Raw genomic sequence first — 15,803 nt, forward strand, 5'->3', positions numbered from 1 at the left:
TCCTAGTCGTAATATAGAAAGAGAACAGAATTTACAATTTGGCGAAATCTTGCTGCTTGAAAGAGTTACACGCATTTATTTAGATGAGTTGGGAGAGAGTTCTTTAGGGGTGGGAGTTGTTAAACTAGTAATAGAAACAGAGAAGGCTGCACCAGCATTAGCAAGACGCTTAATTGCACAAGCAAACCAACAACTAACTGATATCAAAATTAAACGGGATTTAATTAATCTGATTGAGACAATTATCGTCTACAAATTACCCAAAAAAAGCAGAGAGGAGATTGAAGCTATGTTAGGTTTAAGTGAGTTGAAACAAACCAGAGTTTATCAAGAAGCTTTAGAAGAAGGTAAGGCTGAAGGTAAAGCTGAAGGTAAAGCTGAAGGTAAAGCTGAAGCTACCAAAAAGTTTACTTTGCAATTGTTACGAATTGGCATGAATTTACAACAAATTTCTGAAGTTACTGAATTATCTCTTGCACAAATTCAGGCTTTACAAAAGGAAATTCAAGAATCATAGTTTTAGAACTTGCTGATAGCGTGGCGGATGATTATTGCATCGTCACGCAAGCTATAACTATCTAAAATTAACAACATCCCCCACCATCGTAATACCATGTAGAATCAGTAATTATAATTTCTTCAGGATTTACAACTGCTAAATTTCTAGCTGTTTTATCACAAACTGCTGCGGGAATTCCTCTTTGTAAAATATGCCCATTCTTATCATCAAAAAATATTTCCTTACCTGCATAAATCGCTGTTTTACCAGTAAAAATACAAGCACCGTCCGCGGGAATTTCCACTTTAAAAGCCACAGAATCTAGACTTTCTAAAAGTAGATTTTCTTCTAATTGATAATTGTGTTTATCTAATAAGCGATAAGGACGACGAGCGCGAATTTCAATTTGTCCAAAACCAGCATTAATAATTAAGTTAGTATACTCTTGATATGTAAGTGCGCCAGATAAACACAAAGCGCGTAAATGTTCATTTTGTTGTAAATGAGCAGGAATTGGACTTGTTGCAATCGGGTCACTCATCTGCAAGCGTCCACCTGGTTTCAATACCCGATATGCTTCCTTTAAAGCACGAGTTAAATCTGCTGGTTCAAAAATATTAAACAGGCAATTTTGCGCTACTACATCTACAGAAGCATCCGCAACAGGTAAATTAAAAGCATCTCCCGGACGAATTTCGACAAAGCTAGGATCAAACCAAGGGTTTTCCTTTGCAGCAAGTTGTAAATTACGGGTTGCAGCTTCTCTCATAGCTTCCACAGGTTCGACAGCAATAATCGCACCAGGACGACGAGAAAAATAAGCAAATTGCAAAGCTTCTAAGCCACCACCGACACCAACATATAAAACTGTGGGTTCATTACTGAGTTCATTGTGATGAACTGTAGTTCCACAACCATAGTTCATTTCCTGCATAGCTAGAGGAATTTTCAGTCCTGGTAGTTGTAAAGGTGTACTTTGGACACAACAAAGACCTATTTCTGGTGTTTGAGCAACTTGGCTGTAAAATTCGGCTGCGGTTTCTAAATAGGTCATAATCTCAAATTAGGGTTTATGGCTTGACTTTTATTGTCAAAAAGAGTATTATACATCACTAATAGAAGGGGAGTAGCTGCTGGCAGTAAATCAAAGTTTTCTGTTCAGTATATCTAAGTCAACATACTGGTGATGAGCCTGGTTTAGATAGCGAATAAATAAAGTATTTGAAAGCGAGACCTTCACTGACTACACATTTAACTATGTGGAGTTCAGTGAGGTTTGATTGCTCTCATTGATACTCCACACAGGTAAAAAATCCTTTAGGAGTTTGAGAGAGTGCTAACAGCTTTTACCGCAGGTTTATTACTAATTACCATTTCCGAACTAGGCGATAAAACATTTTTTATTGCTGTGATTTTGTCCATGCACCACTCGCGGCGTTTAGTATTTGCTGGTGTGGTTGCTGCTTTAGCGGCTATGACTATCTTATCAGTGGCATTTGGACAAGTCGTATCTTTTTTGCCAAAAGTCTATATTCATTACGCCGAAATAGCTTTATTTATTGCTTTTGGTTTGAAGTTAATTTATGATGCCAAGAAAATGCCCAAGTCTCCTAATGAAGAAGTAGTAGAAGAGGCACAAGAGGCGGTAGAAAAAGCAGATTTAGATAATTCCCAACAAAAAAGTGTTTGGTCAATTTTACTAAAGTCCTTCCTATTAACATTTATAGCAGAATGGGGCGATCGCACACAAATAGCCACCATAGCCCTAGCTGCTGGAAATAACCCCATTGGTGTCACCGCTGGTGCAATATTAGGACACGCAATTTGTGCAGCGATCGCCGTCATCGGTGGTAGATTAATAGCAGGTAAAATTTCCGAACGGCAAATTACCTTTATCGGCGGCTTCCTATTTATCATCTTCGGCATAGTCGCCGCCATAGAAGGCAAATAAATTCAACCCCGTAGGGGCGCAGGGCCTGCGCCCTCATCCTACGCCCTCATCCTGCACCCTCATCCTACGCCCTCATCCTGCGCCCTCATCCTGCGCCCTCATCCTGATTCTACCCTCCACCCCTTACGGAGTGACCGTAGGTGAAGGCGTAGCTGATGCCGTAGGAGTAGGCTCAGAAACCGCTCCAGCCCTATTTATTTCGTCCTTATACTGAGCCGGTGCTAAAGCTATGGCACTATCAAATAAAGGTTTTGCTTCATCAAGCTTACCTTGTTGTTTAAACAGCATAGCCTTTGCTAAAACGGGGCGAAAATCTTGAGAATCTTTCTTAATTGCTTGATCATAGGCAGAAATAGCCAAAGTATCATTCTTTTGAAAAGCGTAGACACTACCCAAAAGCACTTGGACAGCAACTACATCCACGCTTCCCGGCTGAATAGTATTAGCTTGAGTAGCAGCGGACAAACTTTCTTGTAATAAGCCAATAGCTGCTTCTGGACGCTTTTCACTTAATTGCAAATTCACCATCCCCTGCAAAGCCTTTAAATCTCCCGGTTTTGTAGTTAAAATAGTCCGGTAAGTTTGAGCAGCCCCCTCCTTATCGCCAATTTGTTGTTTAGCTTGTGCTAATAAAACCCCATACTCTGACTGTTGGGGATTGAGTTTAGCGAGTTTTTCCAAAGGTTCAATTACAGCTTGAATATCCGCTGGTTTCACTTCCCCTCGGCTTTTTTGACTCAACAAACTGAGACGTGCTTGCAAAAGTCCCTTGAGTGCAGTTTGATTTTCTGTATCTTTCTGTAAAACTAATTCATAACCCCGAACTTGATCTTCCAGTTTTGACTTTTGCTCCGATAAAGATATTTTAGGGTCAGCAGTGGGCTGATTTTGTGGAGATGATTGGGGTTTATTAACCGCTGTAATGATGGGCATAATAGAAACACCCAAAAAAGCAACAACAGCGAAAGCTAAAACTACTCGGACTATCCAGCGATTACGCGATTCAGACACAATATTATTCTGCTCCTCAATGGTAATGAAATTAATGGCAAAGTTAAAAATTTCCAAAACTTTGCGGAATACGGTCATTTGTCTGTGAATTTTATAACAAATAAATATCTATCCTGCTAAAGTAAGTGATGACTTTAGGAAGACCCGTCCGAATTATCGCCATGCTATGCTTCCGATAGCGTAGCTTGGCGTAAGCCATAACTGGATTAAAGACGCTAAATTGCACATTTAGTGTATAAATGTGGGATTTTGCGTCTTGATTTTCGTACAGAGCATTAAGCGAGTAGCCAGATTAAAAAGAAATATACTTTAATCAGTTACACACTGGCTCTTTTCAATCGCTTTATTAAATCCCACAATGGGGTATGTCTTGTGCCGCAAGGAGTTTTTATGAATTCCGACCTGATGCCGTCTTCTGAATCCGCAAATTTCACAGCCTCTAACCAAGGCGTAAAAGAGATTGAATCCCCTGTTAATGCTAATACATTAGCAGACCAATCCTCTAAACTGGAAAGTTCTCTCACTGACTCTAGCAAACCTGACTCTAATGGACATTTGGCTAATCGAGAACAACCAATTCCACCTCCTAGCGAACCGACTCAATACCGAGCTATTGGGTTAATTCGCGGGTGTTACCATGCTAGTGATGAACAGTTTACCCAAGGAACATTAATCACAAAAGATGGGGTTGAACTTAATGCCGTCCTCTTAGGTCGGATTATGAGCTTAGTCAAAAATCACTTAGACCTAGAAACAGAACATCTATGGGTAGTTTATCCCCGCACTAGACAAGAAAATGACGCATTGCACCTGCAAATTGTTGGTGTTTGGGAACCAGAAAATCTGGCGAAATATGAACTAGATGAAGCTGGTACAGATTCGACAGCAGTTTCTGATAACGGTAGCGTAGCGTTAAGCATTCATCCAAAACCCTCATCAGCAGTTCCTGATGGTGGTTTTTCTGTGCGTGGTGAGGTAGTTTACCAGTCCTTTGACGAAAAGAGTTTGGTTGTGAAAATCAAACAAGCTCCCCGTAAACCTACTGATAAAGCTAAATATTTTAAGTTGAAACTCAAGGGCGTATTAACCACTAAAGCTGTGGGTAAGTTCTGGGACTTCAATGTTAAACGGGAAGCTGACGCATTAGTAATAGTTAATGCCGAAGCGATCGCCGATTTACCCAAAAAACGCCGACCACCTTTCAAAGGAGCGCCTCGTGGTGCCGGTGGTGGTGGTAGAAAGCCATTCCCTCCTAGACGCAATGGAGAAGCCCCACGTCCCATTAGAAAGACAGCAGGTGATGCCACCACAGTCATCACCAAACCTGTGCCAAAAACCCCCACTCCTAAGCCGGTTAAAAAGCCTAAACTTGGGGATTAGGTAATTAGTCAGTTGTCAGTTGTTAGTTGTCAGTTGTCAGTGGATAATTTTCTTTCTCCTGACTTCTAACTCCTGAACCCCTGAATGGGCGCAGGCCCTGCGCCCCTACCTCCTGAACTCCTCATCTTAAAATTCCGTCCAACGGTCTTGAGGTAAAAAAGAACGCTCCATAGGAATTGGGGCTACTGGTTCAGTGAGAGTAAATTTCCCTTCAGTAATCCATTGTTTTAACTCTTGGGCTACTTGTCGGGAAAGAAACAAACTAGCTAAAGAGGCTACTCGTACAGTCCTGCCTTCAATAGTGATACGTCCAGATTTAAGTTGAGCGTAACTCACTAAACCGAAAGTAGGACGGACACGACGAGGAATTGAAAAATCTACAATTGGTGCTACTAAGTCTTTGTCTTGGACAGCACAGCGTTCTACCACACCAGTATTTAAAACTGGCAGTGGTACACCTACACCCATCATTAAAGATGGTCCATAGCTTTTAAAATAACAACCTCGTATCCATCGCGCGTCCATTTGTTTAGCATCACCAATTAACGCTAAAGTTGCCGATGGTCCAATAGGTGTCCGATTTTCTAAACGCTTTTGCAAGGGAAAATGTTGTGTCCCTTCCCAAGCTACATAACCAATACCCCCTGCGAGAAAGATCCTCGTCCCAATCCCCACAAGTTGTAAATCGGGATCATTGAGGAGGGGTGACAGTGAACCAGGGTTAGAATAGACCGCATTCCCCACACGGGGTTGCAATGGTCCTAAGTAGGTATGCAGTGGGCGATCGCCTCCATTCACCCCAACAATAAAATTTTGATAAAGATTGCGCGGATTAAATAAATAAAACTGATTGATAGTGTCACGGGTAACAGTGGTTTCAAATGTGGCTCTGGGGTAACAATCGGTAACTTGTCCCATAGCGCGAACTTGGATAGATTTACCGGCAATTAAATCCTCAATTACATGACCACCACCACGTTCTCGCACTTCTTCCCCATCTAGGGAATCAACTGGACAACTAGCACCCAAGTATAAATCTACCGCCCCAAAACCAGCATAAGCTGGAACTCCGTCCAACCAGCAACGCCGAATTTTAATCGGTGGGTCAGTATGTCCTAAGTTAATAATTGCACCACTTGATTCCATCGGCTCAAATGTGCCAGTGGTAATTACATCTACTTCTTTAGCGGTTTTAGCAACACCAATTTCAGCAACTCGCGCTTTTAATTCTTCAGCAGTCCAGATTACCGCCCGTTTTCGGCTGATTTTTTCATTAATTTCCGCAATTGTTCGCATTTTAAATTTATTTGAAGGACTATCACTCGATTTTGGATTTACGATTTTGGACTTCGACTTCGCTCAGTCGAACGATTTTGGATTGACTCTACCCTCAAGTGTAGAAGCCCGAAAATTTTGGATTTGGGACTGACGTTAGCGAAGTGTACGCAGCGCAGCGAGTATTTTTCCATCCTTCAGGACGGGGATTGTACCAAATTTTTTTACTCTAAAATCTAAAATCTAAAATCTAAAATCTAAAATTCCCGCTCAATCCTCTACTCTGAGTTTAACGGAATCAGCATGGGAAGGTAGACCTTCTGTAGTTGCTAAGATGTCAATGGCAGATGCCACTTTTTCCAAGGCAGTTTGTGAGTATTGAATAATACTTGAGTGTTTTAAAAATGTTTCTACCCCTAAAGCGGAAGCATAACGGGCAGCACCAGAAGTAGGTAAGGTATGGTTAGGACCCGCCAAATAGTCGCCTACAGCTTCAGGTGTGGAACTACCCAGGAATATTGCCCCAGCATGGCGAATTTGGTTCATTAAAGCCCAAGGATCGGCAACTTCTAATTCTAGGTGTTCTGGTGCAAATTCGTTGGAAAGTTCGGCTGCTGCGGCTAGGGATTCTACCACCACAATTAAACCATAATGGGCGATCGCCTTTTCCGTATCTATCCGCCGTGGGTGATCTATCAATTGTCTTTCCACCGCCATTTGCACTTTTTTCGCCAACCCCGCATCCGTTGTCAGCAAAATCGCTGCCGCCATCGGATCATGCTCTGCTTGGGCTAATAAGTCTGCCGCCACATAAGCAGGATTAGCTGTTTCATCAGCAATTACCAGCACTTCGCTAGGACCTGCTAAAGAATCAATGCCCACAGTTCCGTAAACTAACTTTTTAGCCAAGGTGACATAAATATTACCAGGTCCGGTAATCACATTGACTTTGGGGATAGTTTCCGTGCCATAGGCTAAAGCTGCGATGGCTTGAGCGCCCCCCACACGGTAAATTTCCTGAACTCCTGCTTCTTGGGCCGCTACCAAAACCGCAGGATTCACCATTTTACCGCCTCTCACTGGTGTCACCATCACTACACGAGGGACACCCGCCACTTTTGCGGGAATGGCATTCATTAACACTGTACTGGGATAACAAGCCCGACCGCCTGGTATATATAAACCTGCTCGATCTACCGGGGTGTAGCGTTTGCCTAAAACTACTTCATCATCGCCAAACTGTACCCAGCTTTTGGGGATACGCTGACTGTGAAAAGCCTCTATTTTTTGGCAAGCTAGTCGAATCGCCTGGAGCAAATCCTTGGATACCTGTTGGTAGGCTGCATCCAGTTCTGATCCTGTTACCTTGAGTTCTTCTGCTTTCAGAATTTGGTGATCAAATTCGGCTGTATAATGTAGTACAGCCTTGTCGCCTTGGCGCTTCACCGCTTGCAACACTTCGCGGACTGTTGCTTCTTTATGAAGTACCTGTTCATCCTGGGTGCGATCGCAGATTCGTTGAAGTTCTGATCTAACGTCTGCCTGCTGAGTAATAATTCGCAGCATGGAGTAATGACAATACCAAATTTTACAATATTCACAAAACAAGAACCATCTCAGCTTTAGACCAGCTACGACAACATCGCGTTAGTAGAACAACCATTCACAATAGCTAAAAAGCCTAAAATATCAAGCTTTCTGACTTTTGACTTTTGACTTTCGACTTCCGTTTTGCCGTGTTAGGGGATCAAGCTGAATGTAATTCTCTTCTCTAGCTTAACCTGGATTTTTTTTGATACTACTTGATAAAATTCAGACAGCCTGAGAAATTTAATATTCCAGAAGTCTGAATTTGGGGAACTGATCTGGTTTCTTTGTCAGTAAATCATTTTAATCTATTTTTTCAGGCGCAGGCATCAGCTTTTCCGCCCAAATAAAATATTTTTTTCAGAAACTATCACATTAGCGAAAATAATGCTATATTTATTAAACCTAGTAGTGTGTGTACATAATTAATAGTCTTTTTTGGAATTACTGTGGCGAATACAAAGTCTGCTCTTAAACGCGCACAAATCGCAGAACGTAACCGACTGCGTAATAAAGCATATAAATCAGCCGTGAGAACGCTGATGAAAAAATACTTTAGTTCTGTGGAAGCTTGTGCTGCTAACCCGACAACAGAACTCAAGCAGGAAGTGGAAGCGAGAATGTCAGAAGCTTACAGCAAAATTGATAAAGCTGTAAAAACTGGCGTGCTGCATCCCAACAATGGAGCCAGAAAAAAGTCAAGATTGGCTCATAAACACAAAACCCTTACCGCTTAGTCAATAGTTCAGTGGTCAAGAGATTTTGGATTTTGGATTTACGATTTTGGATTTACTTCTACCCTCAAGTGTGGAGACTGATGATTTTAGATTGGTGACTTTGGATTAATTCCGCTCTCTCATGGCGGATCTTGTCCCAAAAATTCTCAATCCAAAATCTAAAATCCAAAATCTAAAATTTTTCACCAACAAGCCATGCAACTTATAGATACCCACGTACACATTAACTTTGACATCTTTCAGCCAGATTTAGCAGCCGTGCGTTCTCGGTGGCAAGAAGCAGGAGTAGTGCGATTAGTCCACTCCTGTGTTCACCCCCAGGAATTTGCGAGCATTCAAGCTATAGCAGAGCAGTTTCCTGAACTTAGTTTTGCTGTAGGGCTGCATCCTCTAGATGCTCATAAATGGGATCAGCAAACAGCTACCCAAATCAAGTCTTTAGCCAGTTCTCATTCCCAGGTGGTAGCCATTGGGGAAATGGGGTTGGATTTCTACAAAGCAGATAACTATGAGCATCAACATCAAGTATTTGCATCACAATTAGCGATCGCTTGTGAACTCAATTTACCAGTGATCATCCATTGTCGTGATGCTGCACCTGCTGTCAGAGACGTACTGCAAAAATGGCGGGACTTGCATGGAGAAAGAGTACGGGGTGTCATGCACTGCTGGGGAGGGACACCAGAAGAAACTCAATGGTTTCTGGATTTAGGCTTCTATATTAGCTTCAGCGGCACTGTTACCTTCAAGAATGCTCAAACTATTCAAGCGAGCGCGGCTATGGTGAACAGCGATCGCTTGCTGATAGAAACAGATTGTCCATTTCTGTCGCCCGTACCTAAACGGGGTGAAAAACGCAATGAACCAGCCTATGTTCGCTATGTAGCGGAAGCACTAGCAAAACTACGAGCCGAAACAATAGAAGAAATTGCCCAGAAAACCACCCAAAATGCCTGTAGATTATTCGGTCTATCATTATAAATGATCATCAAATCTTTAGCATTAGCAATGATTTAACTTATAAGATCCAAACGGAGGATAAAAATGTGCTAAAATTAATCCCTCCAAAACATTTAGGTCAAGCCATAATGGTAAAGGAAGGATAATAATTCCTAAAGCTCAATTTGTGCTGTTATCAACCCGATATTAGCCAGTTTGAGAGTTTGTGGTTTTAGCCCGCTTAATCAATCGAAGCGACCCAGATCTAAAATCCAACATTGTCTGCCCATCCACTTAAATCTCTACAAACGGATGCTCTCAATAGATCACAAGCATTGGCAACCAAGGTTTCACTGGAAAAAACTTGAAAAGGTAGAAACGGCAATCCTTTGGTATATCAAACCTATAGAAAATCGTTAAAAGTAATTGTCCACTCCAGACAATCATAGCAATATCAAATCCATAGTGCAGCCTTAAACACAACGTTGCCTATCGAATCCTACTCCGGTGTCAGTCCCCGGTTTTGGGAATCCACAACCAGGATCAAGTGTGAGGTGTAAAAGGTGAAAAAGTGTGAAGTAGAAAGAAATTTTAGGGCTAACGCGACTGTTGCGCTATCAGTCAAAAATCTAGCAGCCGAATATTGTCAAGCTTATGGACTTCATACCTTTGGACTCATATTCTAACACAAAGCCCTCATGGCAGACTCGCAGCTATGGCTGCGCCATGCAAGCTATCGGCTTCCTTCAAAGTTTAACCAGGTTGATAAAGGTAAAGGCATGACTAACGACGACAAATACATGGAATCCGCCTTTCTGTTACCCGACTTGATTGAAATTCAGCGTTCTAGTTTTCGCTGGTTTCTAGAAGAAGGGCTAATAGAAGAACTGAATTCTTTTAGTCCAATTACAGACTACACTGGCAAATTAGAACTGCACTTTTTAGGTAATAACTATAAACTCAAAGAACCTAAATACAGCGTTGAAGAATCCAAGCGGAGAGACAGCACCTATGCAGTGCAAATGTATGTTCCTACCCGTCTACTGAACAAAGAAACAGGAGACATTAAAGAACAAGAAGTATTCATTGGTGATCTGCCCTTGATGACAGATAGAGGCACATTTATCATTAATGGAGCCGAGCGTGTCATTGTCAATCAGATTGTGCGATCGCCTGGAGTTTACTATAAATCAGAAATTGATAAAAACGGAAGACGTACCTATTCCGCCAGCTTAATTCCTAACCGGGGCGCATGGCTCAAATTTGAAACAGATCGTAATGACCTAGTTTGGGTACGGATAGATAAAACCCGGAAACTATCAGCCCAGGTACTTCTGAAAGCACTGGGATTATCCGACAACGAAATTTTTGATGCCCTGCGCCATCCAGAATACTTCCAAAAAACCATAGAAAAAGAAGGGCAATTTTCCGAAGAAGAAGCCCTAATGGAATTATATCGAAAACTTCGTCCCGGTGAACCACCTACAGTTTTAGGCGGACAACAGCTTTTAGACTCCCGCTTCTTTGATCCTAAACGCTATGACCTGGGAAAAGTTGGTCGTTATAAACTCAACAAAAAACTTCGTCTTTCCGCCCCCGACACCATGCGCGTCCTTACCCCTGGGGACATTCTCGCTGCCATTGATTACCTAATTAACCTAGAATACGATATCGGTAGTATTGATGACATTGACCACCTCGGAAATCGCCGAGTCAGAAGCGTTGGGGAATTACTGCAAAACCAAGTCAGAGTAGGGTTAAACCGCCTAGAAAGAATTATTCGAGAACGGATGACCGTATCCGATGCCGAAGTTCTGACTCCCGCATCCCTAGTTAACCCCAAACCCTTAGTAGCAGCCATCAAAGAATTCTTTGGTTCAAGCCAACTAAGTCAATTCATGGATCAAACCAACCCCCTAGCGGAATTGACCCATAAACGCCGCCTCAGTGCCTTGGGTCCAGGTGGTCTAACCAGAGAAAGAGCCGGGTTTGCAGTTCGAGATATTCACCCCAGCCACTACGGACGGATTTGTCCCATCGAAACACCAGAAGGACCAAACGCCGGACTCATTGGTTCATTAGCTACCCATGCCCGTGTTAACCTCTACGGTTTTCTAGAAACACCCTTTAGACCAGTAGAAAACGGCAAAGTCTTATTTGATGTTCCGCCCGTCTACATGACAGCAGACGAAGAAGACGACCTCCGCACAGCCACCGGTGACGTTCCCCTAGATGAAAACGGTTACATCAAAGGACCACAAGTACCAGTTCGCTATCGCCAAGACTGGACAACCACCGGACCTGAACAAGTGGATTACGTGGCAGTTTCCCCAGTCCAGATAGTCTCAGTAGCTACCAGCATGATTCCCTTCTTGGAACATGACGACGCTAACCGAGCGCTAATGGGTTCTAATATGCAACGCCAAGCTGTACCCCTGTTAAAACCAGAACGCCCCTTAGTGGGAACAGGTTTGGAAGCTCAAGCCGCGAGAGACTCCGGGATGGTCATAGTTTCCCGCACAGATGGCGATGTAGTGTATGTTGATGCCACAGAAATTCGTGTTCGCGCTAGTGGTCAATTGTCCGCAGCCAGTGGTAGCCAAGTTATTGAAAAAGGCCAAGAACTTAAATACAAACTTTCCAAATACCAACGTTCTAACCAAGATACCTGCTTAAATCAGAAACCATTGGTGAGAATCGGCGAAAAAGTCGTTGCCGGTCAGGTATTGGCAGATGGTTCCTCTACAGAAGGTGGAGAACTGGCATTAGGACAAAACATCGTTGTCGCCTATATGCCCTGGGAAGGTTACAACTACGAGGATGCGATTCTCATTTCCGAGCGCTTGGTGCAGGAAGATGTTTATACCTCAATCCACATCGAAAAATACGAAATCGAGGCGCGACAAACTAAACTCGGACCGGAAGAAATCACCAGAGAAATTCCCAACGTCGGTGAAGATGCCCTTAGACAATTAGATGAACAAGGGATTATTCGGATTGGCGCATGGGTAGATGCTGGAGATATTCTCGTTGGTAAAGTCACTCCCAAAGGTGAATCAGACCAACCCCCAGAAGAAAAACTGCTCCGGGCTATCTTTGGTGAAAAAGCCCGCGATGTCCGCGACAACTCTCTGCGAGTTCCCAATGGTGAAAAAGGTCGGGTAGTTGATGTCCGGTTATTCACCCGTGAACAAGGTGATGAACTGCCACCAGGGGCAAATATGGTGGTTCGGGTTTATGTAGCTCAAAAGCGCAAAATCCAAGTGGGTGACAAAATGGCAGGGAGACATGGTAACAAAGGGATCATTTCCCGGATTTTGCCTGCTGAAGATATGCCCTATTTAGCCGATGGTTCACCCGTAGATATTGTTCTTAATCCTTTGGGTGTACCTAGCCGGATGAACGTCGGTCAGGTGTTTGAATGTTTGCTAGGTTGGGCTGGTCATAATTTGGGAGTCAGGTTCAAAATTACTCCTTTCGACGAAATGTACGGGGAAGAAACTTCCCGTCGCCTAGTTCACGGCAAACTCCAAGAAGCCAGAGACGAAACTGCTAAGGATTGGGTATATAACCCCGACAATGCGGGGAAAATCATGGTCTATGACGGTCGCACAGGCGAACCCTTTGACCGGGCGATTACTGTCGGTGTTGCCTATATGCTCAAACTCGTGCATTTGGTTGATGACAAGATTCACGCTCGTTCTACAGGTCCCTACTCTTTGGTGACTCAGCAACCTTTGGGTGGTAAGGCTCAACAGGGTGGGCAAAGATTTGGAGAAATGGAAGTTTGGGCATTGGAGGCTTTCGGTGCTGCTTATACCTTGCAGGAGTTGTTAACAGTTAAGTCCGATGATATGCAGGGACGGAATGAGGCTCTGAATGCCATTGTCAAAGGCAAAGCTATTCCCCGTCCTGGTACTCCTGAATCCTTCAAGGTATTGATGCGCGAGTTGCAGTCTTTGGGCTTAGATATTGCGGTGCATAAGGTAGAAACTCAAGCAGATGGTAGTTCTTTGGATGTGGAGGTAGACCTGATGGCAGATCAAGCTGCTCGACGGACACCACCTAGACCCACCTATGAGTCGCTTTCCCGTGAATCTTTGGAAGGAGATGATTAGTGAGGCAGGTGACAGGTGACAGGGAACAGGGAACAGGGAGCAGGGGGCAGGGAGCAGGGAGCAGGGAGGAGGGGTATAAATTAATTTACTTCTTTCTTCTTCCTTCTTTCTTCTTCCTTCTTCCTTCTTCCTTCTTTCTTCTTCCTTCCTTCTCCTGACTTTTGACTTTTGACTTTTGACTTTTGACTTTTTTAATATGAGATCCCCCCAAAATAATCAATTTGACTACGTAAAAATTGGTATAGCTTCGCCAGAACGCATCCGCCAGTGGGGTGAGCGTACCTTGCCTAATGGACAACTCGTAGGTGAAGTTACCAAGCCAGAAACTATTAATTACCGGACTCTCAAGCCGGAAATGGATGGCTTGTTTTGTGAAAGAATTTTTGGACCGGCTAAGGATTGGGAGTGCCATTGTGGTAAGTACAAGCGGGTGCGCCATAGAGGGATTGTGTGCGAGCGCTGTGGTGTAGAAGTAACAGAATCCCGCGTCCGTCGTCACAGGATGGGTTTTATTAAGTTGGCTGCCCCGGTGGCTCATGTTTGGTATTTAAAGGGGATTCCTAGCTATATTGCGATTCTCCTGGATATGCCGCTGCGGGATGTGGAGCAGATTGTTTATTTCAACTCTTACTGTGTTTTAGCGCCTGGTAACGCGGATACTCTCAGTTACAAACAACTGTTGAGTGAAGACCAGTGGCTAGAAATTGAGGATGCTATCTACAGCGAAGATTCCCAGTTAGAGGGTGTGGAAGTGGGCATTGGGGCTGAGGCTCTGTTGCGGTTGTTGGCGGATATTAATTTGGAGCAGGAGGCGGAAAGCCTGCGGGAAGAAATTGAGAAAGCCAAGGGACAGAAACGGGCGAAGTTAATTAAACGGCTGCGGGTGATTGATAATTTCATCGCTACCGGTTCGCACCCAGAATGGATGGTGATGGAAATTATCCCCGTGATTCCCCCAGATTTGCGCCCGATGGTGCAGTTGGATGGGGGGCGGTTTGCGACAAGCGATTTGAATGATTTGTATCGCCGGGTAATTAATCGCAACAACCGTTTGGCTAGGCTTCAGGAAATTCTCGCCCCGGAGATTATTGTCCGTAACGAGAAACGGATGCTGCAAGAGGCTGTGGATGCCTTGATTGATAATGGTCGCCGGGGACGGACGGTGGTGGGGGCTAATAACCGCCCGCTGAAGTCGTTGTCGGATATTATTGAGGGCAAACAAGGACGGTTCCGACAAAACCTGTTGGGGAAACGGGTGGACTATTCAGGGCGATCGGTAATTGTGGTCGGACCAAAGCTGAAGATTCACCAGTGTGGACTGCCACGAGAGATGGCGATTGAGTTGTTCCAGCCCTTTGTAATCAATCGTTTGATTCGGTCGGGGATGGTGAATAATATCAAGGCGGCGAAGAAGCTGATTTCTCGTAATGATCCCAGTGTGTGGGATGTGTTGCAGGAGGTGATTGAGGGACATCCGGTGATGTTAAACCGAGCGCCGACGCTGCACCGCTTGGGGATTCAGGCTTTTGAACCGATTTTGGTGGAAGGAAGAGCGATTCAATTACATCCTTTGGTGTGTCCGGCGTTTAATGCTGACTTTGACGGTGACCAAATGGCGGTTCATGTGCCGTTGTCCTTGGAGAGTCAGGCGGAGGCGCGGTTGTTGATGTTGGCTTCTAATAATATTTTGTCACCGGCAACGGGTAAACCGATTGTGACTCCTAGCCAAGATATGGTGTTGGGGGCGTATTATCTGACGGCGGAAAATCCCAATGCAACGAAGGGGGCAGGTAAGTATTTCTCCTCTTTGGATGATGTAATTATGGCTTATGAGGCGCAACAGGTGGAACTTCATGCCTATATTTACGTGCGCTTTGATGGGGAAATTGATTCGGGTGAACCGGATACTGAACCTTTGGAAGTGATTGAGGACAAGGATGCTAAGGGTAGGGTGACAAGTCGCACCCTAATCTATAAGTTCCGCCGGGTACGGGAAGATGGTCAGGGAAATTTGATTTCTCAGTACATTTATACGACTCCTGGCAGGGCGATTTATAACAAGGCGATTCAGGAAGCGATAGATGCGTAGGGAGTAGGGGAGGTGGGGGAGGTAGGGATGTAGGGGAGGTAGGGGATGTGGGGGAGGTAGAGGAGGTGGGGGAGGTAGAGGAGGTGGGGGAGGTAGGGGATGTGGGGGATGTGGGGGATGTGGGGGAGGTAGAGGAGGTAGGGGAGGTAGAGGAGGTAGGGGAGGTAGGGATGTAGGGGAGAATATTTTTACTCTTGCCTCCCCCTACTCCCCCCAC

General features: G+C 44.2%; 12 protein-coding genes. 8 read left to right on the forward strand and 4 right to left on the reverse strand.

Annotated elements, in window-relative coordinates:
- The coding region (locus FJR37_RS16410) for an Rpn family recombination-promoting nuclease/putative transposase (RefSeq protein WP_168466549.1) at nucleotides 1-517 on the forward strand (517 nt) is incomplete at its 5' end.
- Between the two features lie 67 nt (nucleotides 518-584).
- Here FJR37_RS16410 and arsM read toward each other — a convergent pair.
- Nucleotides 585-1,553: an arsenosugar biosynthesis arsenite methyltransferase ArsM gene (arsM, locus tag FJR37_RS16415; RefSeq protein ID WP_039202348.1), complete on the reverse strand. Its 969-nt coding sequence runs from the start codon at nucleotides 1,551-1,553 to the stop codon at nucleotides 585-587.
- Nucleotides 1,554-1,832: 279 nt separating this feature from the next.
- Between arsM and FJR37_RS16420 the strand changes: the two genes are divergently transcribed.
- Nucleotides 1,833-2,450 carry a TMEM165/GDT1 family protein gene (locus FJR37_RS16420; RefSeq protein WP_039202350.1) on the forward strand — a complete coding sequence of 206 codons (618 nt, stop codon included), beginning with the start codon at nucleotides 1,833-1,835 and terminating at the stop codon, nucleotides 2,448-2,450.
- Nucleotides 2,451-2,573: 123 nt separating this feature from the next.
- Here FJR37_RS16420 and FJR37_RS16425 read toward each other — a convergent pair whose 3' ends face one another.
- A complete protein-coding gene (locus FJR37_RS16425) occupies nucleotides 2,574-3,461 on the reverse strand; it encodes a lipopolysaccharide assembly protein LapB (RefSeq protein WP_039202368.1) in 888 nt (295 codons plus the stop codon).
- A 390-nt stretch (nucleotides 3,462-3,851) separates the two neighbouring features.
- Between FJR37_RS16425 and FJR37_RS16430 the strand changes: the two genes are divergently transcribed.
- Nucleotides 3,852-4,841: a hypothetical protein gene (locus FJR37_RS16430; protein WP_168466550.1), complete on the forward strand. Its 990-nt coding sequence runs from the start codon at nucleotides 3,852-3,854 to the stop codon at nucleotides 4,839-4,841.
- 126 nt (nucleotides 4,842-4,967) lie between these two features.
- Here FJR37_RS16430 and FJR37_RS16435 read toward each other — a convergent pair whose 3' ends face one another.
- Together FJR37_RS16435 and hisD are read right to left on the reverse strand one after the other, a co-directional pair.
- Nucleotides 4,968-6,137, reverse strand: a complete 1,170-nt coding sequence (locus tag FJR37_RS16435; protein ID WP_168466551.1) for a homocysteine biosynthesis protein — start codon at nucleotides 6,135-6,137, stop codon at nucleotides 4,968-4,970.
- Nucleotides 6,138-6,386: 249 nt separating this feature from the next.
- The gene (hisD, locus tag FJR37_RS16440) at nucleotides 6,387-7,682 is read right to left on the reverse strand and encodes a histidinol dehydrogenase (RefSeq protein ID WP_168466552.1); all 1,296 of its coding nucleotides are present in this window, start codon (nucleotides 7,680-7,682) and stop codon (nucleotides 6,387-6,389) included.
- 470 nt (nucleotides 7,683-8,152) lie between these two features.
- Here hisD and rpsT point away from each other — a divergent pair, with 470 nt between their 5' ends.
- The 5 genes from rpsT (at nucleotide 8,153) to FJR37_RS16460 (ending at nucleotide 15,586) form a co-directional block, all read left to right on the forward strand.
- Nucleotides 8,153-8,440, forward strand: coding sequence for a 30S ribosomal protein S20 (gene rpsT / locus FJR37_RS16445; protein ID WP_039202355.1), 288 nt, complete (start codon nucleotides 8,153-8,155; stop codon nucleotides 8,438-8,440).
- Between the two features lie 195 nt (nucleotides 8,441-8,635).
- On the forward strand, nucleotides 8,636-9,421 hold the full coding sequence (locus FJR37_RS16450) for a TatD family hydrolase (protein WP_168466553.1): 786 nt from the start codon (nucleotides 8,636-8,638) through the stop codon (nucleotides 9,419-9,421).
- A 521-nt stretch (nucleotides 9,422-9,942) separates the two neighbouring features.
- On the forward strand, nucleotides 9,943-10,065 hold the full coding sequence (locus FJR37_RS27455) for a hypothetical protein (protein ID WP_255549966.1): 123 nt from the start codon (nucleotides 9,943-9,945) through the stop codon (nucleotides 10,063-10,065).
- 93 nt (nucleotides 10,066-10,158) lie between these two features.
- Nucleotides 10,159-13,497 carry a DNA-directed RNA polymerase subunit beta gene (gene rpoB / locus FJR37_RS16455; protein ID WP_027404243.1) on the forward strand — a complete coding sequence of 1,113 codons (3,339 nt, stop codon included), beginning with the start codon at nucleotides 10,159-10,161 and terminating at the stop codon, nucleotides 13,495-13,497.
- A gap of 196 nt (nucleotides 13,498-13,693) precedes the next feature.
- A complete protein-coding gene (locus tag FJR37_RS16460) occupies nucleotides 13,694-15,586 on the forward strand; it encodes a DNA-directed RNA polymerase subunit gamma (protein ID WP_053540076.1) in 1,893 nt (630 codons plus the stop codon).
- The last annotated feature ends 217 nt before the right edge of the window (nucleotides 15,587-15,803 follow it).

It is taken from the genome of Aphanizomenon sp. UHCC 0183, from assembly GCF_009712065.1.
Taxonomy (GTDB): Bacteria; Cyanobacteriota; Cyanobacteriia; order Cyanobacteriales; family Nostocaceae; genus Dolichospermum; species Dolichospermum heterosporum.

What these genes read in the sequence shown, in the direction of transcription:
- arsM (WP_039202348.1), bottom strand. Translation starts at nt 1,553, where the DNA reads ATGACCTATTTAGAAACCGCAGCCGAATTTTACAGCCAAGTTGCTCAA.
- FJR37_RS16430 (WP_168466550.1), top strand. Translation starts at nt 3,852, where the DNA reads ATGAATTCCGACCTGATGCCGTCTTCTGAATCCGCAAATTTCACAGCC.
- FJR37_RS16435 (WP_168466551.1), bottom strand. Translation starts at nt 6,137, where the DNA reads ATGCGAACAATTGCGGAAATTAATGAAAAAATCAGCCGAAAACGGGCG.
- hisD (WP_168466552.1), bottom strand. Translation starts at nt 7,682, where the DNA reads ATGCTGCGAATTATTACTCAGCAGGCAGACGTTAGATCAGAACTTCAA.
- FJR37_RS16450 (WP_168466553.1), top strand. Translation starts at nt 8,636, where the DNA reads ATGCAACTTATAGATACCCACGTACACATTAACTTTGACATCTTTCAG.
- rpoB (WP_027404243.1), top strand. Translation starts at nt 10,159, where the DNA reads ATGACTAACGACGACAAATACATGGAATCCGCCTTTCTGTTACCCGAC.
- FJR37_RS16460 (WP_053540076.1), top strand. Translation starts at nt 13,694, where the DNA reads ATGAGATCCCCCCAAAATAATCAATTTGACTACGTAAAAATTGGTATA.